Genomic DNA, 23,140 nt, shown 5'->3' on the forward strand with positions numbered 1-23,140 from the left:
CCGGGTTAGCCGCGCTGGGCCAAGGATGGCCCATCGCGGCGGCCCACGGATTCAAGCCGGAGTGAGGGCATGCCGAGCCTAGGCGAGGCACCGAGTGGTGGGGCGAAGGCCTTTTGGTTACTTTTGGGCCTTTCCAAAAGTGACCCGCTGTAAGAGCGGAACCATACTCAGCCGTTACCCCAGCAATGGATATGTACTCCAACCAAAAACCTTTAGCGCCTAACACATAGCTTTCGCGAGCAAGCCCGCTCCCACAGTTTGAATGGGGAGTGTCAGGGAGATATGGGTTGGCTGGGAGGGCGCCATCGCAGGCAAGCCAGCTCCCACAGTTTGAATGGGGGGTGTCAGGGAGATTTGGGTTGGCCGGGAGCCAGCTGCCACATTGATCGTTCCCACGCTCTGCGTGGGAATGCAGCCCGGGACGCTCCGCGTCCCAAAGCGTAACGCGGAGCGTCACAGGAGGCATTCCCACGCGGAGCGTGGGAACGATCAAGTCAGGCCCGGTCATTGCTGACCTCCAGTAGCGCCAGCCTTGGCCTCTTGCTGATCCTTACGCCGCTGCAACTGCTCCCGATCAAACCCCTCGATATACACCTGCGCCGCCCGCCCAACCGGTGCGGCCATGGCAGGTCCGGTGGCGCGGCCCTGAGTCAGGTCCTGCTTACGCTCCACCATCTGCATCAAATTCAAATTATTCGCACACCCCAACGGCAACGTCGGTTTGAAATCCTCATCCAACCCGATCGTGTCAGTCGCCGGCGGCTGCTGACACTGAGTCGGCAAACCATCCGCGCGGTACTCGGGTGAGTAATACACCGGCGCCAAGTGAGTCTGGCAGCCCATCAGCGCCAGGGGCAACAGCATCAACACACGCAAAACAGTCATCGCAGGCCCCTCCTCAATTCATGTAGAAACCGAACGCCCCGCCGCTGCGCGGTCCGGTGGCCGCTGCGGTAACCGGCGGTGCGTCCAGAGGCGTGGCGAGGGTGCGACCGCGCACCGGCTCCACGAGATACGGCGTGATCAAAATCACCAATTCGGTTTCATTGCGCTGGAAACGCTTGGAGCGAAACAGGTTGCCCAGGATCGGCAAGTCACCCAGCAAGGGCAGCTTCTCGATGTCCTGGCTGCTCTCACGCTGGAACAGGCCGGCAATGGCAAACGTCTGCCCGCTGCCGACTTCCACCCGGGTATCGGCGCGGCGCACGCTGAACGACGGCACATGGAAGTTGCCGAAATCGACGGTGCCGCCACTGACCACACTGCTGACTTCCGGACGCACTTGCAGGGCAATACGGCCGTTGGGCAGCAAGGTCGGGTTGAACAGCAGCGACACACCGAAGGACTTGTATTCAATGCCCACCAGGTCACGGTTCACCGGTACCGGAATCGCCACTTCACCACCGGCGAGAAAGCTCGCGGTCTGGCCGGTCATGGCGGTGATATTCGGCTCGGCCAGAATCTGCAGCACACCGTTGGCCTGCAATGCGTCAAGCATGCCGTCGATGTTCACATTGCCCGAACCTGTACCCGCCGTGGCCAGGCCCCCGGCAGTCGCCGCCGCCAGGCCGCCGCCGGTGATCAGGCCAAAGGAAAACGTGCCGTTGTTGAACATCGCATTCCAGTTCACGCCGTAATGCAGCAGCTCTGAACGCGACACCTCGGCAAAGCGCACGCGCAGGTTCACCTGGGCAGAACCTGCGTATTCAGTGGTGTTGATCGCGCTTTGAAAGCCCTGGCCCTGAGGGTTGAGCAGCGCGTTAAGGTCTGTCGCTTCAGCCACCGAACCGACGGTGCCCTTGGCGATCAAGCGGTTACCGGCGCCCGTGATCTGCGCGCGGTTGCCCGGGTGCAGTTCCTGCATGGGCGCGGTGACGCCTTGGGTACCGCTGCTGACGGCCAGGTTCAGGCTCGCCAATTGTTTACCGTTTTCACCCAGGGCAATCAGGCTGGTATTGCCCGGTGCCTTGCCAAAAATGTAGAGCGTGCCCGGCGACACCACTTGCAGGTCGGCCACGTTGGGCTCGGCCACCAGCACCGACTCCACCGGCGCAACGAAATGCAGAATGCGCCCTTCACCGGACGCCAGATTAATCGAGCCACCCGCACCCGCGGCAATTTCCTGAGCCTGGCACACACTCGCAAACACACTCAGCAACAGCATACAAAAACGCATCATGAGGCAGACGCCAGGGGGGTGACGGAAGCCGCGGCAGGCGCGCGGCGGTTAGAGATATCGGTAAGGCTTATCGTCACCAGCGCTTGCAGATTGTACTCGGTGGCGAGCTCGCGGAAGGACAGCACGGCCAGCTCGAGCTCGCCACGCAATACCAGGCGGCGCAGGCTGCGGCGCAGTTCCGGGTGCACCAGCAGCACCGCGCTGTTCGCCTCGCGAGTGTTCTCGCAGGCCTGGCGCAGTTGAACGAGCAAGGCGCGGCTGACTTCTTCAGGGATCAATTCACGTTGGGGTTCCTGGCGACGCAGTGAGGCGCGCAATTGGTCTTCCAGACCCGGGGCCAATACCAGCGCGCCGATCACCCGATTGCGGTCGGCGTATTGATGGCTGATCTGCCGCGCCAGCGCCGCACGCAAGTGTTCGGCCAAACGACCGGCATCCGTCTCGCGGGCGCCCCACTCCACCATCGCTTCGAGCAACGCGCGCTGGTTGCGGATCGACACGCCTTCGCCCACCAACAGGCGCAAGGTTTCGGCGACGCGTTGCAGCGGCACCAGGCGCAGGGCTTCTTTGACCAGTTCGCCGTAAGTGGCTTCGGTACGCTCCAGCAGCAAGCGGGTTTCCTGAATGCCGAGGAAGTCAGCGGCATAACGGCGCAGGCTGCGTTCCAGCACGCCACGCAGGACTTCGTCGGGCAGCAGGAAACCGATGCCGGCGTTGCGCAAGGTCTCTTCGTGCTGGCGTTCGATCCAGTGGGCGTTGCGGCCATTGAGCGGCGAATCAGCCTGAAGGGTCGCGATGTCGAGCAGTTGCACATGCACCGGGTCATCCTGCAACAGCAGGCAGTTGACCGGCATCTCGCCTTCGCTCACCGGCACGCCTTCCAGTGACACGCGAAAACCGCCCGGCGGAGCCTTGGTTTCCATGTAAATGCCCGGCACCGGCACGTCCACGCCCAGCTCAGTGCGGATGTCGTGACACAAGGCTTCAATACGTTGGCGCAGCAACTGGCGCGGTGCACTGTGCGACAGGCTGTTGCCGATGGTCAGCAGCACACGGGTGTCGGGCAGCAGGTTGTCATCCAGTTCAGCCTGGACTTCCACCACTGGCTCCGGCAACTCGGCCAGCACTTCCATCTCGCCCTGGGGCAGACCGTTACGGCGGCGATACATCACAAACGCTGCGCCGCCAAAGGCCAAAGACAAACCGAGGAACACCCAGGTCGGAAAGCCCGGCAACAGGCTCACGCCGATCATGATCAAGGCGGTCAAACCCAGCGCGCGGTAGCTGGCGCCCAGTTGCTTGATGATCTCGCTGCCCAAGTCGCCGGCTTCACCGTCGCTGTTGACCCGGGTGACCACGGTACCCGCCGCCACCGAAATCAGCAGCGCCGGGATCTGTGCGATCAGGCCGTCACCCACGGTCAGCAACGAGTAGGTGTGCACCGCCACGCCGAACGGCATGTCACGCTCGATCATGCCGATCATCATGCCGCCGAGCAGGTTGACCGCCAGAATCACCAGACCGGCGATGGCGTCACCCTTCACAAATTTCATCGCGCCGTCCATCGCGCCGAACATCTGGCTTTCACGCTCCAGGCGCGACCGGCGACGACGGGCTTCGGCCTGGTCGATATCGCCGTTGCGCAGGTCGTTGTCGATGCTCATCTGTTTGCCGGGCATCGCGTCCAGGGTGAACCGCGCGGCCACTTCCGCCACGCGCTCGGCGCCCTTGGTGATCACCACGAACTGCGCCACGGTGATGATCAGGAACACCACCATGCCCACCACCACTTGGCCGGCGATCACGAAATCACCGAAGGCCTTGACGATATGGCCGGCGTCGCCGTGCAGCAGGATCAGACGGGTGGTGGTGATCGACAAGGACAAGCGAAACAGCGTGCTCAGCAGGATCAGCGGCGGCAGCGCGGAGAACTCCACGGAATGGCCGATGTAGAACGCGACGATCAGAATCAGGATGCTCAAGGCGATATTGAGGCCGATCAGCGCATCCACCAGGTAGGTGGGCAGCGGGATGATCATCATCACAATCGCCATCAGCATGAACGCGACGATGATCACGTCAGTGCGCTGCGCGGCCATGCGCGCGAGGTTGTTCAAGCGATTCATTGCACTCATGCGCTGGCCCTGCGTGCGGCCAGGTAGCGTTTGAAGCACTGGCGCGCTTCGTCCTTGCGCTCGCCGTACCACAGCGCGCGGGCGCGCAACAGCAACAGGCTGGCGGACTCGCCTTCCAACGCCACCAGGCGGTCCAGCGCACCGAGGGCGCGGGTCGCGTCGCCGCTGTCGGTGAAGGCCAGCACCAGTGAGCGCAACAACACGCCGTCACGCGGCGCAACACTGACGGCGATCAGCAACATCACCAGGGCGCGCTGGGACTGGCCGTTACGCCGGTACAGCTCGCCAATGCCCTTGAGCAGTTGCACGGCGTCGTCGTTATCGCGGGCCATCAGGCATGTACCTCCGAGCGTTGCTGTTCGAGGTTGCGGCGTACTTCGATCTCTTCGCTGATCAAGGCTTGCGCCAGTTCCTTGATTTCCGGCTCGGCGTCCAGCGTCGGCAGGATGTGTTCCATCACGTGTTCCAGCAGCTCCAGGGAACGGGCGCTGCCAAACAGCAGCGAATCAACGCCGGCGGCGCTGGTGAGTTCCTCCAGGTCACTGCGCAGCGAGCGGCGGGTCTGGGTCTTGCGGGTTTTCAGGACCGCTTCGAAGGCGGTCGCCTGGCGCGAGTTGACCGGGCGAATGGCTTCGACCGGCGCGCTGCGCACATCACTGGGAATTAACGGGCGGGGTTCGACTTTCATCCCAGGGCCTTAGCTAAAAAAGCGTGGTCATAGCGTGAAGGTAAAGCGCTCCTCGCCCCTGGCGAGAATCACTTGGTTATTCTCGATGCGCTCCAGCACCCAGTTGTCCGCCAGCGCTGCGCCGGGGTACAAGCGCTTGCCGCTGTCGTTGATCACATAAGGGTTGGTGCCAAACCAGACGGCCTGAAAACGCACACGCGGCCGCGCCGCATCAGCGCGTACCGTGACTTTCGGATTGAGCACGATTTGCTGCCCGTAGCGCTGATCAAAGGCCTGTTGCAACGCTACCCACTGCGGTTTTTGCGAATGTTCGAAGGTTCCGGTGGCGCTGAGTTGGCCGTTAAGATTGCTGACTTTGATGTCATCCAGATGAGCCACTTGAAGCTGCTGCTCAAACCAGGCCCTGGCTTGTTCACGGGAAGGTTTTTTAACCGCAGGCACTTCAACCACGCTGCCCGCTGAAGCCAACGGCGCTTCACCGCGAAAGGCCAACGCGCCTGCACAGAGAAACAATAAGGCGCCCGCCACAATCCACGGCGTCAGTTTGCGCGGTGCGGCGGCGGGTTTTTCTGCACCTTCAGGCAGCGCCAGGCTCACGCCCGCTGTGCCGATGCGTAGTTGCAACGGCAGGCGCGCGCGATGCCCGCTGCCTTGAGGAATACGCACATTGGCGCTCAGCAGCACATCACCGCCCAAGGCCTCGACCGCCACCTGGCCGCCTTCGAAAAACCGCAGGCGCAGGTGCAGGCCGGCAATGCCGGGATCGCTGAGTACCAGGTCGGCCGCGAGGTCCGCGCCGATGGTGTAGACGGGCTGATCGAGCACCAGGGAACTGCCCTGGTGCAAACCGCCGGTCACAGTCAGGGTCGGTGCGCCAATACCGGCGACCGGGCCCAAGGAAATCAAGGCTGTCATATTCGGGTTTGCCCCCTTGAGAATCACAGGCCGCATGCACGCCTGCGTGGATCAACAACGGTGCAACGTGTGTTAAGCAGTGTTTTTTTCAAGCGACAAGCGATGGGTAAACGGGCAGCGCCGGCGCCGCCCGTTTGGCAAATCAGTTCTGCGGACGCTGTTTGGTAGCGTCGAGCTCAGCTTTTTTCGCGGTGCTGATTTCGGTGATCTTGGCCGACTTCTCGATAGCCATGTTGAAGGTCGCTTCCATCTTCGCGATAGCGTCGTCGGCGCCGCCTGCTTTTACTGGTGGGACATCAGCCATGTTCATCTCCTTGCATCGATAGGGAAGTTATTCAGTTGCGCAACAGCAAACTGAAAGTATGCAAACCGGTGAATGCCCAAAACGTCAGACAGTGAGCTTTCGAACCGCCGTTGGTTTGCATGGGTTCCATACTACTCACGATCAAAACGCCTTCGCTGTGAAAGCTTGTGAAACGTTTCAGATACGCGGTGTGAAAGGTTTGGCTCAACCTGGCATTGAGAAAAACTCATCCCTTTGGCAGCGTTGAACTTTTGCCAAAAAATCCAAACACGCCAACACCCAGTGTTTACGGGGCCTACCTGCCAGACCAAAACGAGGCAGTCGGCCCTTCACCTCGGTTTTAGCGCGTGTGGGCACGCCCCTTCAGCGTTTTTTTCGGGTGTGCTTCACATTTTTCGCTAATAGCCCTTTGCCCAACTTTCCAGATATTTCCATTTGTAACAAAAGCGACTTGATCATCGCGTTTGATAGCTCGGCGCGCGGGACCTTAGTGCCTGCGCACAACTAACATGGCATGACTGATTAGTACAGTTGCACTAATAGCCGAAATGTTTAGTTAGCAGCGCCTTATATATGAAAGCACTTGGTTTTGATCAGCAGCATCCCGACTCTCTGGCAGCCCGGCGCAAAAAGGAGCCGCGCCAGGCTGTTTTCCAACGCGAAAAGGTTTAATGACATGACGTACTCGACTCGCAGCCACCTTACCGATGACGCTTCTTTCAAGATTCACTTCGGCCCGTTCCAACTGCTGCCCCAACGTCAACTGCTGCTCAAGCACGGGCAACCCGTGCCCCTGGGCAACCGCGCCCTGACCTTGCTGATCGCCCTCGCCTCGCGGCCGGGCGAATTGCTGGCGAAAACCGAATTGCTCGACCTCGCCTGGCCGAAACTGGTGGTGGAAGAATGCAACCTGCGCACGCAGATCAAGACCCTGCGCCGCGCCCTGGGCGACGATGAGTCGTCATTCATCGCCACGGCCGCCGGCCAGGGCTACCGGTTTGTCGCACCCACCTGGGTCGAGCACGCGCCGGAGCCTCAAGTGAAAGAGCCGGTGGTACTCGGCGTGTATGGCTGCAGCTACTGCCGCGGTGCAGGGATGATGCCACTGTTCAAGCCCATGCCGCTCGCGTGGACAGATAGGCAAAACAGCTGATCTGCCTGGGTTATTCGGGGAAAAGCCGGCAAGCACCTGGGCCCTTATGCAGACGGCCACCTGGGCGACCTGCTCGCGCTGTAGGTGAGCATGGACAGCACTTCCAGCAACCCGCTGCTGGCGCCGCGCTTGAAAACCATCGCCCAGATAAAAGGCCGTGCGCTGATGATCCATGCCGGTGGCGACAACCATTCCGACATGCCAAAACCCTTGGGTGGCGGGGTGAGCGGTTGGTGTGCGGGGTGATCTAAACCACTTTTATCAGGCAACAGAGATCAAATGTGGGAGCGGGCTTGCTCGCGAAGGCGGTGTATCAGTTGATAAAACTCTGACTGATACACCGCCTTCGCGAGCAAGCCCGCTCCCACAGTTTTAGATTTGCGGTGTAACGTCAATCGCACTCAGGTCCAAATGCCCATCCTTCACCGGCGGGCACCAGTAATACCCACCGGTCAACGGCTTGCTGATGCGGTACAAGCCATCGACAATCCCGTCTTCCAACCCGCTCATGCGCCGCAACTGCGCTTCAAACGCGTCGAACGAATGGCCAAACGCAAGAAACATCAACCCCGCCTGGCCGTTCTCGGCCCACGGCATGGAGCGGCGTACCACAAACGCTTCAGGCGTGAAGCTTTCCTGGGCCGTGCGCTTGGTATGGGCGGATTCGGGGGCGTCGTCCAGTTCTTCGTTGTCGCCATGGCGACGGCCGATGATGTGGTCGCGCTCTTGCGCCGGCAATGCAGCGAAGCCATCGAGGTCGTGCTGCCATTGCTGGATCGCGGCGAAGCTGGCGCCGCTGTCGGTCAATGCGGCCTCAACGGCGGCATCGTCGTGGGGGTTTTCGGTGCCGTCTTCGTAGTCAGTGAGGTCGAAACCGGTCTTGTAACGGAAGCCTTCGGTCATCTGTACCAGGCGGAACGCCGGGGCCAAGGCCTTTTCAAACGCGCGACTGCGTAACAGCAACTCACCGCGGTCCACACCGTGCAACCACACCCACAACGCCTGTTGGGTCGATGGGTTATGCGCGCCCGGTCCGCTGACGGCGGGGAACGTGCGCAGCCCGGCAACCTGGGCACCCAGCGCGTTTACCAGCGGCTCACCGAAACCGACCACTGCGGCCGAATCCGTCAACTGCACCAGCGCGTCCAGCGCGGCGGGCACGGCTGCGAGGGAATCGACGGCGAAAAACAGGTGGCGTGCCTGCAACGGCACCGGTGCGGCGAGAATGCCCGGCTGGTACTGACTCATGTGAACTCCTTCTGAAAAGCCGCGCAGTTTAACCGCAGGCGTACAATAAAGCGCGCAAGCCTTGCCATAGAGCCTGTTGTTGGGTGACTCTCTAGTCATGTTTTGCAACTATTCCAGGGGTAGCAACATGACCACCAGTAACCTGCTCTCACAGCTGTTTCCCGCCTCCGCCGCCGAGGTGCCCGCGCAATTCCAGCTGGGAGCGCCAATTGAACAGCGTGATTACCTGGTCGACGGTCAGTTGCAAGTGTGGAACGGCCCATTGGCCAAGGTGCAAAGCCCGGTGCAGTTTGGCGACGAGCGCGTGCATATCGGCAGCACGCCGCTGCTGGATGCCGAAACCGCCCTCACCGCCCTCGACGCCGCCGTGCGTGCCTACGACCGTGGCCAGGGTGAATGGCCGACGATGCGCGTGGCCGATCGAATCCAGCACGTGGAAGCCTTTTTGCGGCGCATGCGCGAACAGCGCGAGGCCGTGGTCAAGCTGCTGATGTGGGAAATCGGTAAAAACCTCAAAGACTCCCAAAAAGAATTCGACCGCACCTGCGACTACATCACCGACACCATCAATGCCCTGAAAGAACTCGACCGCCGCTCCAGCCGTTTCGAGCTGGAACAGGACACCCTCGGCCAAATCCGCCGCGTGCCGCTGGGCGTGGCACTGTGCATGGGCCCCTACAACTACCCGCTGAACGAAACCTTCACCACGCTGATCCCCGCGCTGATCATGGGCAACACGGTGGTGTTCAAGCCGGCCAAACTCGGCGTGCTGTTGATTCGCCCGTTGCTGGAAGCCTTCCGCGACAGCTTCCCGGCCGGCGTGATCAACGTGATTTACGGCAGCGGCCGCGAGACCGTCAGCGCGCTGATGGCCAGCGGCAAAATCGATATCTTTGCGTTTATCGGCACCAACAAGGCCGCCAGCGACCTTAAAAAACTGCACCCAAAACCCCACCGCCTGCGCGCCGCACTCGGCCTGGATGCAAAAAACCCCGGCATCGTGCTGCCCGAAGTCGACCTGGACAATGCCGTGAGCGAGGCCGTCACCGGCTCGCTGTCGTTCAACGGCCAGCGCTGCACCGCGTTGAAGATCCTGTTTGTGCATGAAGACGTGGTCGACAGCTTCATCGACAAATTCAACAAAAAGCTCGCGACGCTCAAGCCCGGCATGCCTTGGGAAGACGGCGTGGCGCTGACGCCGCTGCCGGAAGTCGGCAAGGTGGATTACCTCAACGGGCTGGTGGCCGACGCCGCGCTGTATGGCGCAGAGGTGGTGAATGACAATGGCGGCAGCAGCCGTGGCTCGTTCTTCTACCCGGCGGTGCTGTACCCGGTGAACCCGCAAATGCGCGTGTACCACGAAGAGCAGTTCGGCCCGGTGGTGCCGATCGTGCCGTACCGCGACCTCGAGACGGTGATCGAGTACGTGCTGGATTCGGATTTCGGCCAGCAGTTGAGCATCTTCGGTACCAACGCCGTGGAAGTCGGCCGACTGGTGGACACCTTCGCCAACCAGGTCGGGCGCATCAACATCAACGCCCAGTGCCAGCGCGGGCCGGACACGTTCCCCTTCAACGGGCGCAAAAACTCGGCCGAGGGCACGCTGTCGGTGCATGACGCCTTGCGCGTGTTTTCGATCCGCACCCTGGTGGCGACCAAGTTCCAGGAGAGCAACAAGGCGCTGGTCAGTGACATTCTGCGAAACCGCGATTCAAGCTTTTTGACCACGGACTACATTTTCTAAAGACACTGGAGATCAAAAATGTGGGAGCGGGCTTGCTCGCGAATACGGTGTATCAGTTGATGAATTTGTTAACTGATCCACCGCATTCGCGAGCAAGCCCGCTCCCACACTTGGACCAAGTTAACCCTAACTACCGAGGCCCTTTTAAAAACGATGAACCTGCCCCTCTTCGCCCGGCGCCTGCTGCGCCCTCTGCTTGACCCCTACCGCCGCTACCGCCACGCCAAGCTGATCCACGCCGTGCGCGTGTCCATCGGCCTGCTCGCGACCATCCTGCTCACCACCGGCATCAACCTGCCCCACGGTGAATGGGCCTCGGTGACCATGCTCATCGTGATCGGCGGCTTGCAGCACCACGGCAATATCGGCAAAAAAGCCGTGGAACGCGCCTACGGCACCCTGATCGGCGCCAGCGTCGGGCTGGCGATCGTCGCGCAACAGGCCTGGCTCGGCCAGCCACTGGTGACCTATCTGCTGATGTCCATCGTGTGCGGGTTCTTCTCGTATCACGCCATCGGCAAGGGCGGCTACATCGCGCTGCTGTCGGCGATCACCGTATTTATCGTCGCCGGTCACGGTGACAATCCGATATCCGACGGCTTGTGGCGCACTGTCGACATCCTGATCGGCATCGTATTGGCCCTGGCGTTCTCCTTCGCTCTGCCGCTGTATGCCGTGTACTCGTGGCGCTACAACCTGGCCAGTGCGTTGCGCGATTGCGCGGCCATCTACAGCCGCATCATCAGCGGCCAGTCGGTGACCGATGACGAACACCTCAAACTGCTCAGCCGCCTGAACGCGGCGATGCTGCAACTGCGTTCGTTGATGCCGTCGGTGTCCAAGGAAGTGAAGATTTCCATGAATGAGCTGGATGCGATTCAGCGGCATTTGAGGATGTGTATCAGCACGTTGGAGATTTTGGGCAATACGCGGCCCAATCCTCAGGATGAGCAGGCGATGGCGCGGATGCAGATGCTGTTGAAGGCGGAGCATCGGCAGATTCGGGTGCAACTGGTGGGGATGGCGCGGGCGTTGAAGTCGGGGGTTACTGAAAGGCTGGAACGTAGTGCGGCGACTGTGGCGGATGAGAGTGGGTTGGAGGCGCCGGTGCAGAGTGCGATGGATGGATATCGGATGTTGACGGTGCAGTTGGTGGGGAATGTGGAGGGGATGCGGGGAAAGTTGGCGGACACTTCCGAGCACTGGAAAATTTCAGCGAATAGAAAAGGACAGTTTAACGGCTAAATAAACTGTCCCAGTAACCGGCCTGACGTAATCAGGTTACCCGTAGAACCTGAATTGCATGTATGAAGAAATCATTACCTATACCCGATGCAGTATTATTATAAATTACGATCGGAACTGGACCGGTCGACGGGACCGCAAATCTAGCGCTCAGGGAACTCCATACCTGCTTCGGCAATGTAAGTGCACCGTGGACTAAGACATTATTCACATATATGGACAGGACAGGATCAAATTGATTATACGGCGCACCCGCAGTGGTATTAAGCACCGAAGTCGTTATATAGTACGTATGGCCTGGAGTCAAATCAAAATAGCCTATGAGTATAGCTCCCGCATATGACTCGCCCCTACCATAGTATGTCGTATTCATGTACAACCCCGTGGCGGTCAAAAAGGAATCAGCGGCGCCGGAACCTTTAACCCAAGTCGACAAACCATTGACAAGTTTAATATCCGACGGCACAAAAGAGTCACTAACTACATAGGGCGTCTGCGACAGCAATACCGCTCGCCCCCTATTAGGGCTACCATCATAGGCCAAATAAATATTCAAATAACCCCACGTATTCTTCGGCGCGGCTGTCAACGCGCTGCGAGGAAAGCCAAACCCTGCTATACCATTCGCCTCCACCACCGGCGGAATTGCATAGCCTGCCAATATCGGTATAGTCCTTCCACTGACTGCGAACTCCACCCACACTGTTTGCCCTGTTTTCGCCATAAGCCATTTAGACATCGAATATTTTGTATCCCCAACAATGCGATTCAAATCCAGAGTAGTCTGAGGGCTTTGATTATTGACAATTGCCACTGGATTTCTGACAAAGGCGATCGCACCTACATATACCGTCAAGACATTGGATTGCGTTACTTTTCCATTGCGTGTCAGCGCGTAACGGGCCTGCATCCAGCCCCCTACACAGTTGTGTATTATTTTGTGCGGCGTGAAGTTAAACAGTAATTTCCCGCTTACATTACCAGCCGCTGACAGTTGAGTCGAAACACCACTCTGGGTAGTAACCGTCATCACCACCACATCTGTGGCCAGCATTCCCGGGACCGTCAACGCGAAATTTAAGTTAAATTCAAATGGGGTTGGTTCTATCGTCACTATCTGCGTGGCATGAGCATTTTGAAGTACTGGAAAGCTTAGAGTCTGCGGTAACTGCGCGACAGTATAAGTCCTATCTCCAAACGGAGTCGCGGTCTGCAAAAGAGGGATACCAGGGTAACTTAGGCTGCCGGACAGCTTAATCACTGAACCATCTTTGATTTTGCTAACCGACGTCAATGGCCAATTAATAGAGATATCCTTCCCGACCTCACTGGCTTTGATCTCTCGGGCGATCGCGAGTTGTTCAGTAATTAATACGCCAGTATTTGACGTGTAAATCACATTCAGCCAAAAAAACTGCCCGGCAAGCGCAAATAGCCATGCGGGAACTATTACGTTCACGCTCGTCATTTGGTATAAGGGCAATTCAGAACCGCCTTTGAATCCGCCAACATAAAGAGCTGGCAATTGAATAGGCTTCAGATAAAGAGGTACGGGTTCGAAATCGTACCGGAACGGCCCCCGCTTAAGCCAACCTTTCAACAAGAAGTTATTACCCCCAGGCCTTAACCCCTTTGCAAACACATCAATCGGAACTTGTTCCTTAATCAAGGTTGATCCAGAGCCAACCGCCACCACTTTGGTAAATTGGGCGATACCATACGCCCCTTCTAAGTTAAAAGTAAATTCATCACCTTTCAACGCCTTCGAGAGCGTTGCCTGCAGTTCACCGCCGTTAAGCACAACGGTTGGGTCGATTGACGCTTGGGTAGCTTGGAGGAGCTTCAACGTTTTAAGCTCCACCGGCTCGCCAACACTGAAAATCAAAACCTCCGAGTGGCGAGTTATTGGTAATGCACCCTTAGTAACCACGGCGTAACGAGCAGACACTATTTTATTGACATTCCCCAAAACAACGTCTTCAGGAATAGGAATTTCCAAGTCAGCCAGTTTCAACCCGGCGGTCGAAGCGTCAATTTCAAAACTGTATTTATAAGAGAATTTTGGGCTGGATCCTTCTATGCTAATTTGCACCTCGTCCTTGGGCACCGTGCCCGACCACAGAATTTTTGCAATCAAACCATAACCAGTAAGCTCGGCCGAGTCCAAGTTAAAATTAGTATAGTTCGGCTTAACCAGATCAATATATAACGCAGGTAGCTCTGCCTCACCTTCACCGATTCTGGCAGCCTCTATCTCGGATGTCCGAGGTGGTTTCAGGTTTCCTTGATCAACTTCATAAAGCGCCTCTAAATCGCCCTTACCCTCTAACACCTTCAAGGACTTACTGGTAAAAATCCGTTTATTCTGTTGCGTAGCGGCCAATTGTTTTGACGAGACTACATAAGCCCCGTTGTTATTGCCTTTTGTGCGAAAAATAGCTGTTGCAAGGTTTTTGGCAGCAAAAGGCTGGTACGTTGGAAAGCCAAATTCCACATCTTTATCATGAGGTATCAACCCGCCTGTGAGAGGTTTTATCAGCGGCTTCGGCATCATCTTCTGCTGGCCGATTACGTAGATCAAGTTACTATAAGATTCACCCACCTCTTTTCCGCTGCCAGATATTACCTTGTAGAAAAAACGTACTTTTCCAGGCCCGACTTTATCATTAAAAAAATTACGCTCGAGAAAAATAGACTCACCACCCTGGTTCTTGTCAGGTGTTGCTCCGAGGGTCAGGACTTCAGTGACTCCACCGTCTGGAGTGATTTCGGCATACAGCTGACACGTATGGCGTGGACTGGGAAACGGTTTCGGGAAACGAACAGGATAGACCTTCACAGAGAAATCAAGTGTCGCTTCGTAATCAAGATCGATTTCGAATACCTCGTCTTCATCTGGGCCTTGCGTCACCACAGGCTGGGGAAGTTTGCCAGCTCCCAACTCGCTGAAGAGAGAATAAGGCTTGGAATATTTATACCGGCTCTCGGGTTCGTCGCCCATCACATTGCGCATTTTCATACGAATGCCGAAAGCCCCAGACCTGGTAATCTTGTCAATGATTTCGGGGGGGATTTGCACTCGATAAGCTTCTTTACTGGATGCCTGTTCCGGGCTCACGATATGTGTAAAAGGATTCCCATCAACTTCAATTATATTTTCATCATTCTGACGTATATTGACATACGGGTAGATCCACCACCAAAGCTCTGCAGCATTAGCCGGTGTAATGATTCCGCCTTCCGGTATACCGTCAAGCCATCCTAACAGCCCGCTGTGATAAGGCTCATTTTCGTTAGGATCATTTCCTGAAGGAATTGTCGTTAGAACCTGAACTTCTTCAATGTCCGAGCGGCTCTCCTGACCTGAAAACCTTACAACTCGGGTGAAGTATTTTACAACTTTGTCTATATTATCATCTCCCTGAAAAGCAAGATGATAAAAGGGCAAGTCCTCAGTCACAACACCAGAGGCTTTTGGTTGAGTAAGGTCCTCAAAGCGCATGGCGTAATAATCAAGATTTTTCTTATTAGTCCAACTTGATACGCCCCAGTATGACCAAGGCACTAAGGCTCGACGTCCCAAACCTTTTTTTGCTGGTTCCGGATATTTTTTCGTGGTCAGGTCTATGAATCCAGTTACTGGGTAAGCCGGGTCATCGAGCTTGTCAAAGTCATCAGGAGGAGTAGACATATCCATCACCTTACTGGGTTCAGGCGCGCGGGAATGGCGCGACGGGCAAGGTAAATAAGGCGCTTGGGGCGATAGTTGAATCTACTGTCAGAATTGACAGTGGCGACGAGTGGTAGCAATACGAGGCACATCAGACGCCTATGCAGATAATGGCGAATCTCCCATCACCCACCCTTTTTCCTACATTTTTTTCACGATTTATTCACATGCCGAGCCGTAGGGTGAAGCCTCATCCGTTACAAACGTTGCACATCAAGCCCGCCGCCCCAGCGGGCTTTTTTTTGGCTGGGGTTTAATGCCGACGAGGATGCTCAAAGCGCCCTCAGTGGCGAGCGGGCTTTTGTGGCGAGCGGGCTTGCCCGCGTTGGGCTGCGCAGCAGCCCCCGTGGCAGGAACAGTGGTGTTTATCGAGAGCTTTTGGGGGGCTGGTTTTGGGGCTGCTTCGCAGCCCAACGCGGGCAAGCCCGCTCGCCACAAGGGAGCCCTCTGGTCAGGGGGATTGGGGCAAGCCTTTAATCACGCCTTGGCGGTCGCGGGAGTGGAAGTTTTTTCGCGGATGGCGCGCTGAGTGTCCAGCACCTTGGCCAACGCGGTTTCCGCTTCCGGGCTTTGTTGCGGTACGCGAATCGCCGCCGACACCAGGGTGATCAACTTGGCCATCACTTCAGCATCCGTCGCCGGCCTGCCCAGGCTCATGGAGTTCATCAGCAAGCGCAGTTCCGTCCCCGCCATGACCCCGGATATCGCCTTGAGCGCAAATTGCAGGCGCACCCCCAGCTCATTGCGCGGCAAATCCGGCAGGGCCAGGGCAAACGCTTCGAAGAAGCGTTGAAACACCGGCTGGTAATGCACCTTGAGGTATTCCTGGATAAACGGTGAGGTGTCGCTGTACACGCGGCCGAGGAAACGGATGAAGGAGCGCCCTTCCCCGCTGGCCGGGTCGCTGCGTTCCAGGCCCATGGCCGGGGCGAACAGCACGCCGAGCAAGGTGTCGCAATCGAGTGGCGCGTCGGACTCGGCTTCGCAGCGCGCGAGCAATTCCAGGCGCTGCTCGTTGAGCGGCTCCAAGCGTTGCATCAGCAGGGTTTTCATCAGGGAGTCCTTGTCCCCAAAGTGGTAGTTCACGGCGGCCAGGTTCACCTGGGCACGCTCGGTAATCTGCCGGAGCAGCACGGCGTCGTAGCCGTATTTGATGAAGAGAGCCTCTGTCGCATCCAGCAGTCGAGTCTTGGTAACGTTTGGAGCGCTGAGTTTCTTCGCGACCATAAAAAGTTCCACGGGGGAAATATTGTTTTAAAAAATAATTTGATTTTTTATACCGGGGCGGCCTGTTGAAAGCAAGTAGTGACACAGCGCCATATGATCAAAACCCCGTATAACCGGGCGTGTGGAGGCCGGCCAAAGGCTTTTTCAAACGCCTGAACCGCACCGGTGGAGATTCGTTTCAAAGGGTAAAACCGCTCTACATCCACGGCTGGCGAAGCGCAGTGAACGCGGGTACTATTCAAACAATATTTTAAAAACAAGAAATAAAACCAGTCCGTGACGCGTACCCGCTAGCTCCCGAACTTGTTACAAAGCTTTACCGGGGCATGAGGGCAGCGTCGAGACTGCAGGCGTAGTCATGATGACAGACACCCCCGCGCACCCAGGCTTGATCTCCCTGCAAGGCATCGGCAAAAGCTATCAGTTGGCCGGGCAACACCTGCCCATTTTCAATGACGTGTGCCTGACCATCAGCCGAGGCGACAGCTGCGGCATTCTCGGCGCGTCCGGCTCCGGCAAAAGTACCCTGCTGAACATTCTCGGCCTGCTGGACTTGCCCAGTGGCGGCCAGTACCACTTCGCCGGGCACGACATTTTCAATGCCACCCCGGATGAGTTGGCGGCGATCCGTAATCAGCAGATCGGCTTCGTGTTCCAGAGCTTCAACCTGTTGCCGCGCCTCAGCGCGCTGGACAATGTTGCGTTGCCGCTCAGTTATCGCGGGGTGTCGCGCCATGAATCGGTGGAGCAGGCACAACGCATGCTCCAACAGGTAGGCCTGGCCGAGCGCGCCCACCACCGCCCTGCCGACCTGTCCGGCGGCCAGCGCCAACGCGTGGCGATTGCGCGCGCCCTGGTGGGCCGACCGTCGGTCATCCTGGCCGACGAACCCACCGGCAACCTCGACAGCACGACCGCCCAGGACATCATGGATTTGCTGCTGGCGCTGAACCGTGAGCAGTCGGTCACGCTGATTATCGTCACCCACGACCCGCACATTGCCGAGCGCCTGGAGCGCAAGATTCTGGTGCGCAATGGTGTGGTGCAAGAGGCCGGGCGCCTATGAGCCTGCGGGTCGAACAGAGCCTGAGCCAGTTGCTGCATGAAGCCTTCGTCAGCCTGCGCACCCTGGGCAAACGTTCGGTGCTGGCGCTGTTGGGCATTGTAATCGGCAGCTCATCGGTGGTGGCGCTGATTAACATCGGCCATAACGCGGCGGTGGATGCCGCGATGATTTTCAAGGACATGGGCACCGACACCCTGGTCGCCCAGTTCCCGCCCAAGGGCAACAGCACCGCACCGATGCGCGCCAGCCTCGACCTTGAGGCAGTGCGCCGGGCGGTGCCGGGCATCGCGCATATCGGCGCACTCACGCAGTTCAGCGGGCCCATCGTGTTCAATGGCCGCACGGTCAACGCCACCTTTGTGGGCAGCACCCCGGACCTCAAAAGCGCCATGCGTCTGGCCGTGCGCGAGGGGCGTTTTTTATCGCCGTTTGATGCCAACGACACCTACGGCGTGATCGGCGACCAGATCGCCCAGGCCCTCGGCTCGCCCGGCGCCCCGCTGAAACTGGGCGACCGCGTGCGCATCAACGATTACCTGTTCCTGATCGTCGGCATCCTGCACAGCCAGCCCCGGGCCATGCTGATGCCGGTGCAAGCCAACGATTCGCTGTTTATCCCGGCGCAGGGCATGCGCCGCATCTACCCGACTCCGCAGATCGGCAACGTGGTGATCCGCGCGGCGCCGGGCGAGGACATGGAACGCATTGCCCGCGAGGCCGCCAACGCCTTGGGCCAGCAACTGATCGAGCATGATGTCGACATCCAGGTGCCCCAGCAAATGATCGATGGCATGACCCGGCAAAGCCGTACCTTCGCTTATCTGTTATTGGCGTTGGGTGCGATCTCCCTGGTGGGCGGCGGTGTCGGGGTGATGAACGTGATGTTGATGAACGTGTCGGAACGCCGCCGTGAAATCGGCATCCGCATGGCCTTGGGCGCGCGCCAGCGGGATATCCGCAACCTGTTTTTGCTCGAAGCCGTCACCCTCACCGCCGTCGGCGCGCTGTGTGGCGCGGTGCTGGGCATGACCGCCGCGTGGCTTTATGCGTGGCTGTCGGGCTGGGCGTTTGCGTTGGCGGCCGCCGCCCTGCCGTTGGGCGTGGGCAGCACCTTGCTGGTGGGCTTGTTCTTCGGCATCTACCCGGCGGTCTCGGCCTCGCGGCTGCAACCGGTGGAGGCCTTGCGCGATGAATAAATGGCTCGTGTGGCTCGCGCTGGTGAGCCTGCCTGTGGCGGCGGCGGACGTGGTGATCAACCCGTCGGCGCCGAGCACCACGCGCAGCGGCTACGACCGGGGCGTGTCGTTCAACGCCCAGGCCACCACCCTGACGCTGGGCGACGCGGTGTACCTGGGTTTGCGTAACAACCCGGCGATCCGCAGCGCCTACCTGCAACGCGTGGCGCAAAAATTTGACCTGCGGGTGGCCGAAGACGTGTTCAACCCCAAGCTGACGCTCAACAGCTATTACCGCAACAGCCGAGGCTCGGCCGATAACTCACGCAATGCCAACCTCGCGCCCAACGCGACCTTGCTCGGCGAATACGGTACCCGCCTGAGCATGGCCTGGACCCAACAACTGAACAACGCCGACCGCGCCGGCCGCTACCGCAGCGACGGCCTCGACCTGGCGCTGATCCAGCCGCTGATGCGCGGCGCCGGGTGGGACGCCACCACCGCGCCGCTGCGCCTGTCGCGTTTGTCGGAGCAGGCCAACCGCTTGAACCTCAAGGCCACTGTGGCGCAGACCATCAGCCAGATCATCGCCACCTACCGCGAGTTGCTGCGCGCTCAGGAGCAGTTGAGCATCGTGCAGGATGCGCTCAAGCGCTCCGGCACCTTGCTGGAGGTGAACAAGGCGCTGATCGCCTCGGGGCGCATGGCCGAGTTCGAAATCGTGCAGACCGAGGCCGACATCGCCACCCAGCAACTCGGCGTGGAAGAAGCCCAAAACCAACTGGACACCAGCCGCCTGGCGCTGCTGCGCCTGCTGGCCCTGGACTTGTCAACGCCCATCCGCGCCAGCGAGGCACTGGAGGCCAAGCCGATGACAATCGACAAGCGCCAGGCCTTCAACCTGGCGCAAACCCAACAGCCGGAATACCTCGCCGCCCTGCTCGGCAGCCAGCAGGCCGACCTTAACCTGGTGATCGCCAAGGACTCCGGCCGCTGGCAGGTGGACCTGGTGGCCGGCGCCAACCAGATCCGCGATGCCTACAGCAACAACGACAACGGCAACAACAATAACCGCACGTGGAACAGCTATGCCGGGGTGCAGGTGCAGATTCCCATCGGCGACATCAGCACGCGCCAGGCCGAAGTGCGCGCGCGGGTAAATGTGGAGGATCAGGAGGTGCGGATCACCGATGCGCGCCAGGAGCTGGAACGCAACGTCAACGACGTGGTGCGCGACCTCGGCACGCGCTGGCGCCAGTATGAAATTTCCCAGCGCGCCGTGGAGCTGTCGCGGCGCAAGATCGAGATCGAGCGGGAAAAACTCAGCGCCGGGCGCTCCACCAACTTTCAGGTGCTGAGTTTCGAGACTGACTTGCGCAACGCCGAAAACGCACAGCTGAACGCGCTGATCGCTTATTTGAACGCCCAGACCCAGCTCGACTTGACCCTGGGCATGACGCTGGAAAGTTGGGAAATCGCCCTCAATGACTACTAATAGAAAATACCTGTTGGGTGCCTTGCTGGTCGTGCTGCTGGCGGGCGCGGCTATCACCCTGCGCAGCCCCGCCACCGGCCAGGCGCCTGCGGCCGAGCAATGGCTGGCGGTGAAACTCGACCCGTTGGTGCATCAGATCGGCTTGGTGGGCAAGATCGAGCCGGAAAGCACCTTGATCCTCACCGCGCCGTTTGACGGCAATGTATTGGCCAATCTGGTGGAGCAAGGCCAGCGGGTCGACGCCGGGCAGGTATTGCTGCGCATGGACCCGGCCACCCTTGAAATACAACTGCGCGACGCCCTGTCCGCCCAGCTCAAGGCCCGGCGCACCGTGCAGGAGATGCAGGACTGGGACAGCGGCCCCACGGTCAGCCGTGCACGCCGCAGCCTGCGCACCACGGAGATGACCGCCGGCAACACCCAGCGCAAACTCACCGAAAGTGAAAACCTGTTCAAACGCGGGATCATCCCGCGCAATGAACTCGATGACCTCAAGCAACAGACCCAGCAGCAACAGCTCGACCTCGCCGCTGCACGCAGCGAGCTGCAACAGGCGCTGGATCAGGGCAAAGGCGAGTACCGCCAGATCGCCGAGATGGAGCTGACCAACACCACCGTGAAATACGACGCGCTGCGCACATTGCTCGACGGCAAGGAGGTCAAGGCACCGTTCTCCGGCATCGTGGTGCCTGCGCCCGGCGGTAACGTATCGCCGGCCGCGGGCAACACCAGTACGCCGGTGCAGGCAGGCAGTAAAGTGAGCCAGGGCCAGGTGTTGTTCGGGCTGGCAAATATCGAGCGGCTGAAAATTGTCGCCAGGGTCTCGGAGCTGGACATCAACCAGTTGCATCAGGGCCAGGCGGTGGAAGTGATGGGTGATGGCTTTGATGGCGAACGCTTGCACGGCTCTGTCAACGTGGTCAGCGGCCTGGCGATTGCCAGCGACAGCCAGGGCAGCGCGCAATTTCCGGTGACCCTGTCGATCCCCACGCTCACGCCGCAGCAGTTGCAGCGGGTACGGCTGGGGATGAGCGCGCGGTTGACCATCGTGACGTACAACAATGAGCAGGCGATGGTGGTGCCCGCGCAAGCGATCAGTGGGGGTGAGGTGGAGTACCGAGAGGCGATGGATAAAGCCGTGGAACGGATAAAGGTGACAACCGGGCAATCGACGCCGCAGGGCGTCGAAGTCTTCGGCCTCAAACCCGGCTTTGTGAAAATTGGAGGTTGAAACACCAATCCCCTGTGGGAGCTGGCTTGCCCGCGATAGCGGTGGGGCAGCCATTATTGTGTTAGCTGACAGTCCGCCATCGCAGGCAAGCCAGCTCCCACAGTTAGAGGTGTGTGAGTTTGGCGGCGAGTGCCTTGGCTTGCAGCGCCACATCCGTGACAGCAGTACTTTCCCACCACACCCCGCGCAACGGCGGGCCCATGGCAAACAGTCGCCCGCTCACCTGACCTTGAGCATCAACGACCGCCCCCGACTTATCCGCCGCAATCCCCAACGCCAACGGCCCAGGCCTGATCAACCCGCGCTTGAGCAACTGCTGCGGCAACGGTTTGGCCACACGGCGCCAGTCATATTCAATACCGCTGGAGTTGATCAGCGCCGCGCCCGACACCTCAACCACCGCCTGCTCGCCGCGATGCCGCAAACGGATACTCACCCCCTCCTGCGAGGGCACCAAGCCCTTGAACGACGCCGCCTGAATCCGCAGCCGCCCTTCCCCGTGCAGCCGCGCGACCAACTGCGCGCTCAACGGCGGCGAGCGGTGGTGATGGCTTTCCCACCAGGGCCGGACATGGCGCACGAACTGGCGTTTTTCGGCTTCACTGGCCTGGCTCCACAAGCGCCCGATGTGCGCGCGCACGGTGTCCAGCGGTGCTTGCCAATCGATGCCTTGTTCCTGCGCGATTCGGCATTGCCGGCGGACTTCGCGCAGCAGTTGCCGAGGGCTGCGCAGGCTGTGGTCGTCAGCGAGAAAGTCGACCCAGCCCGGTGGCTGGCGACGCACATGGGGCAACAGGCCGTGACGCGAGAAAATCTCGATGGGCCCGCGATGGCCAGCCTGTTCCAGGGACACCACGGCATCCACCATGGTCAGCCCGGAACCGATGATCAGCACCGTCGCCTGTGGGTCGATCTGCGCCATGGTGTTGACGTCCCACGGGTCCACCGCCGCCGCATTCAAGCCGCTGGATTCGGTCTGTGGCGTGCGCGCCGCCGGGAACATGCCGGTGGCCAATACCGCGTGTGCACCACGCAATTGCTCACCGTTATCGAGCGTCAGCTCGATGGACGTCTCGTCCACTTGCAGGTCAACCACTTCGGCGCGGATGTGCTCGACGGTGGATGCGGACGACACCTTGGCCTCGGCCAGGCGCTGCTGGGCGTACACACCGAAAATTCCGCGTGGCGGGAACAGCTCGCTGATCGGCACGTGCTGTTGGTCCGACTCCGGCCAACCTCCCGCGCCAATGTAATCGGTGAGCCATTGGGTCAGATCATCGGGGTTGTCCGGGTCAACGCTCATGCGCGCCGCGTTGCCATTCAGCGTATGGCCCAACTCGACCGCGCTGTAGGCCTCGCCACGGCCAAGCTCGGCGCGCGGTTCGATCACCAGAATCTGCCGTTTGCCAGGGGAACGCAGCAATTGCACGGCCAGCATCGTGCCGCTCAGGCCGCCGCCGATGATCAAGACATCAGCGTTGCGGGTGGATTCAGTCATGCAGGTTCGCCCTTACTGTTTACCCAGATAAATATCATGCACATCGTTCCATCCAGTATCCCGCAAGCCGCCTCAGGATGCATAGCCGAGCGCGACACCTAGCTCAA

Annotated in this window: 18 protein-coding genes and 1 pseudogene; 8 read left to right on the top strand and 11 right to left on the bottom strand. The window is 59.4% G+C overall.

Features of this window, described 5'->3' with window-relative positions; translation table 11 throughout:
- Positions 1-504 precede the first annotated feature (504 nt).
- The 7 genes from BFW87_RS30250 to BFW87_RS32115 form a co-directional block, all read right to left on the bottom strand.
- Complete coding sequence (locus BFW87_RS30250) at positions 505-885, bottom strand: hypothetical protein (protein WP_078743378.1); 381 nt, start codon at positions 883-885, stop codon at positions 505-507.
- Between the two features lie 13 nt (positions 886-898).
- Entirely contained in the window at positions 899-2,179 is a 1,281-nt protein-coding gene (locus BFW87_RS30255; RefSeq protein ID WP_078743379.1) for a type II and III secretion system protein family protein, read from the bottom strand.
- Entirely contained in the window at positions 2,176-4,314 is a 2,139-nt protein-coding gene (gene sctV / locus BFW87_RS30260) for a type III secretion system export apparatus subunit SctV (protein WP_078743380.1), read from the bottom strand. Before sctV ends, BFW87_RS30255 begins: the two co-directional genes overlap by 4 nt.
- The gene (locus tag BFW87_RS30265; RefSeq protein ID WP_078743381.1) at positions 4,311-4,646 is read right to left on the bottom strand and encodes a tetratricopeptide repeat protein; all 336 of its coding nucleotides are present in this window, start codon (positions 4,644-4,646) and stop codon (positions 4,311-4,313) included. Before BFW87_RS30265 ends, sctV begins: the two co-directional genes overlap by 4 nt.
- A complete protein-coding gene (locus BFW87_RS30270) occupies positions 4,646-5,002 on the bottom strand; it encodes a hypothetical protein (RefSeq protein WP_078743382.1) in 357 nt (118 codons plus the stop codon). Before BFW87_RS30270 ends, BFW87_RS30265 begins: the two co-directional genes overlap by 1 nt.
- A gap of 27 nt (positions 5,003-5,029) precedes the next feature.
- Positions 5,030-5,917, bottom strand: coding sequence for a SctD/MshK family protein (locus BFW87_RS30275; protein WP_078743383.1), 888 nt, complete (start codon positions 5,915-5,917; stop codon positions 5,030-5,032).
- A gap of 142 nt (positions 5,918-6,059) precedes the next feature.
- Positions 6,060-6,221 (bottom strand): hypothetical protein, encoded by a 162-nt coding sequence (locus tag BFW87_RS32115; protein WP_016969018.1) that lies wholly within the window; start codon positions 6,219-6,221, stop codon positions 6,060-6,062.
- A gap of 676 nt (positions 6,222-6,897) precedes the next feature.
- Between BFW87_RS32115 and BFW87_RS30280 the strand changes: the two genes are divergently transcribed.
- Complete coding sequence (locus BFW87_RS30280; protein WP_078743384.1) at positions 6,898-7,374, top strand: winged helix-turn-helix domain-containing protein; 477 nt, start codon at positions 6,898-6,900, stop codon at positions 7,372-7,374.
- A gap of 21 nt (positions 7,375-7,395) precedes the next feature.
- Positions 7,396-7,625 (top strand): annotated as a pseudogene (locus BFW87_RS30285) (superoxide dismutase family protein); the annotation flags it as partial.
- 121 nt (positions 7,626-7,746) lie between these two features.
- Here BFW87_RS30285 and BFW87_RS30290 read toward each other — a convergent pair.
- On the bottom strand, positions 7,747-8,622 hold the full coding sequence (locus BFW87_RS30290) for a Dyp-type peroxidase (protein ID WP_078743385.1): 876 nt from the start codon (positions 8,620-8,622) through the stop codon (positions 7,747-7,749).
- Positions 8,623-8,749: 127 nt separating this feature from the next.
- Here BFW87_RS30290 and BFW87_RS30295 point away from each other — a divergent pair, with 127 nt between their 5' ends.
- The gene (locus tag BFW87_RS30295) at positions 8,750-10,366 is read left to right on the top strand and encodes an NADP-dependent glyceraldehyde-3-phosphate dehydrogenase (RefSeq protein ID WP_078743386.1); all 1,617 of its coding nucleotides are present in this window, start codon (positions 8,750-8,752) and stop codon (positions 10,364-10,366) included.
- 153 nt (positions 10,367-10,519) lie between these two features.
- The gene (locus tag BFW87_RS30300) at positions 10,520-11,611 is read left to right on the top strand and encodes an FUSC family protein (protein WP_078743387.1); all 1,092 of its coding nucleotides are present in this window, start codon (positions 10,520-10,522) and stop codon (positions 11,609-11,611) included.
- A gap of 31 nt (positions 11,612-11,642) precedes the next feature.
- Here the strand turns inward: BFW87_RS30300 and BFW87_RS32120 are convergent, their stop codons facing one another.
- Together BFW87_RS32120 and BFW87_RS30310 are read right to left on the bottom strand one after the other, a co-directional pair.
- Positions 11,643-15,302, bottom strand: coding sequence for a hypothetical protein (locus BFW87_RS32120; RefSeq protein WP_176159850.1), 3,660 nt, complete (start codon positions 15,300-15,302; stop codon positions 11,643-11,645).
- Between the two features lie 516 nt (positions 15,303-15,818).
- Entirely contained in the window at positions 15,819-16,568 is a 750-nt protein-coding gene (locus BFW87_RS30310; RefSeq protein ID WP_078743389.1) for a TetR/AcrR family transcriptional regulator, read from the bottom strand.
- Between the two features lie 358 nt (positions 16,569-16,926).
- Between BFW87_RS30310 and BFW87_RS30315 the strand changes: the two genes are divergently transcribed.
- From BFW87_RS30315 to BFW87_RS30330, 4 genes are read left to right on the top strand one after another with little or no spacing between them, the layout of a single operon-like run.
- On the top strand, positions 16,927-17,634 hold the full coding sequence (locus BFW87_RS30315; protein WP_078743390.1) for an ABC transporter ATP-binding protein: 708 nt from the start codon (positions 16,927-16,929) through the stop codon (positions 17,632-17,634).
- Positions 17,631-18,830, top strand: coding sequence for an ABC transporter permease (locus BFW87_RS30320; protein WP_078743391.1), 1,200 nt, complete (start codon positions 17,631-17,633; stop codon positions 18,828-18,830). Before BFW87_RS30315 ends, BFW87_RS30320 begins: the two co-directional genes overlap by 4 nt.
- Positions 18,823-20,304: a TolC family protein gene (locus tag BFW87_RS30325; RefSeq protein ID WP_078743392.1), complete on the top strand. Its 1,482-nt coding sequence runs from the start codon at positions 18,823-18,825 to the stop codon at positions 20,302-20,304. Before BFW87_RS30320 ends, BFW87_RS30325 begins: the two co-directional genes overlap by 8 nt.
- A complete protein-coding gene (locus BFW87_RS30330; protein WP_078743393.1) occupies positions 20,294-21,535 on the top strand; it encodes an efflux RND transporter periplasmic adaptor subunit in 1,242 nt (413 codons plus the stop codon). Before BFW87_RS30325 ends, BFW87_RS30330 begins: the two co-directional genes overlap by 11 nt.
- A 103-nt stretch (positions 21,536-21,638) precedes the next feature.
- Here the strand turns inward: BFW87_RS30330 and BFW87_RS30335 are convergent, their stop codons facing one another.
- Positions 21,639-23,033 carry an FAD/NAD(P)-binding protein gene (locus tag BFW87_RS30335; protein WP_078743394.1) on the bottom strand — a complete coding sequence of 465 codons (1,395 nt, stop codon included), beginning with the start codon at positions 23,031-23,033 and terminating at the stop codon, positions 21,639-21,641.
- Between the last annotated feature and the right edge of the window lie 107 nt (positions 23,034-23,140).

The organism is Pseudomonas fluorescens, assembly GCF_002022275.1.
In the GTDB taxonomy this organism is placed as follows: domain Bacteria; phylum Pseudomonadota; class Gammaproteobacteria; order Pseudomonadales; family Pseudomonadaceae; genus Aquipseudomonas; species Aquipseudomonas fluorescens_AJ.

What these genes read in the sequence shown, in the direction of transcription:
- BFW87_RS30250 (WP_078743378.1), bottom strand. Translation starts at nt 885, where the DNA reads ATGACTGTTTTGCGTGTGTTGATGCTGTTGCCCCTGGCGCTGATGGGC.
- BFW87_RS30255 (WP_078743379.1), bottom strand. Translation starts at nt 2,179, where the DNA reads ATGATGCGTTTTTGTATGCTGTTGCTGAGTGTGTTTGCGAGTGTGTGC.
- sctV (WP_078743380.1), bottom strand. Translation starts at nt 4,314, where the DNA reads ATGAGTGCAATGAATCGCTTGAACAACCTCGCGCGCATGGCCGCGCAG.
- BFW87_RS30265 (WP_078743381.1), bottom strand. Translation starts at nt 4,646, where the DNA reads ATGGCCCGCGATAACGACGACGCCGTGCAACTGCTCAAGGGCATTGGC.
- BFW87_RS30270 (WP_078743382.1), bottom strand. Translation starts at nt 5,002, where the DNA reads ATGAAAGTCGAACCCCGCCCGTTAATTCCCAGTGATGTGCGCAGCGCG.
- BFW87_RS30275 (WP_078743383.1), bottom strand. Translation starts at nt 5,917, where the DNA reads ATGACAGCCTTGATTTCCTTGGGCCCGGTCGCCGGTATTGGCGCACCG.
- BFW87_RS32115 (WP_016969018.1), bottom strand. Translation starts at nt 6,221, where the DNA reads ATGGCTGATGTCCCACCAGTAAAAGCAGGCGGCGCCGACGACGCTATC.
- BFW87_RS30280 (WP_078743384.1), top strand. Translation starts at nt 6,898, where the DNA reads ATGACGTACTCGACTCGCAGCCACCTTACCGATGACGCTTCTTTCAAG.
- BFW87_RS30290 (WP_078743385.1), bottom strand. Translation starts at nt 8,622, where the DNA reads ATGAGTCAGTACCAGCCGGGCATTCTCGCCGCACCGGTGCCGTTGCAG.
- BFW87_RS30295 (WP_078743386.1), top strand. Translation starts at nt 8,750, where the DNA reads ATGACCACCAGTAACCTGCTCTCACAGCTGTTTCCCGCCTCCGCCGCC.
- BFW87_RS30300 (WP_078743387.1), top strand. Translation starts at nt 10,520, where the DNA reads ATGAACCTGCCCCTCTTCGCCCGGCGCCTGCTGCGCCCTCTGCTTGAC.
- BFW87_RS32120 (WP_176159850.1), bottom strand. Translation starts at nt 15,302, where the DNA reads ATGTCTACTCCTCCTGATGACTTTGACAAGCTCGATGACCCGGCTTAC.
- BFW87_RS30310 (WP_078743389.1), bottom strand. Translation starts at nt 16,568, where the DNA reads ATGGTCGCGAAGAAACTCAGCGCTCCAAACGTTACCAAGACTCGACTG.
- BFW87_RS30315 (WP_078743390.1), top strand. Translation starts at nt 16,927, where the DNA reads ATGATGACAGACACCCCCGCGCACCCAGGCTTGATCTCCCTGCAAGGC.
- BFW87_RS30320 (WP_078743391.1), top strand. Translation starts at nt 17,631, where the DNA reads ATGAGCCTGCGGGTCGAACAGAGCCTGAGCCAGTTGCTGCATGAAGCC.
- BFW87_RS30325 (WP_078743392.1), top strand. Translation starts at nt 18,823, where the DNA reads ATGAATAAATGGCTCGTGTGGCTCGCGCTGGTGAGCCTGCCTGTGGCG.
- BFW87_RS30330 (WP_078743393.1), top strand. Translation starts at nt 20,294, where the DNA reads ATGACTACTAATAGAAAATACCTGTTGGGTGCCTTGCTGGTCGTGCTG.
- BFW87_RS30335 (WP_078743394.1), bottom strand. Translation starts at nt 23,033, where the DNA reads ATGACTGAATCCACCCGCAACGCTGATGTCTTGATCATCGGCGGCGGC.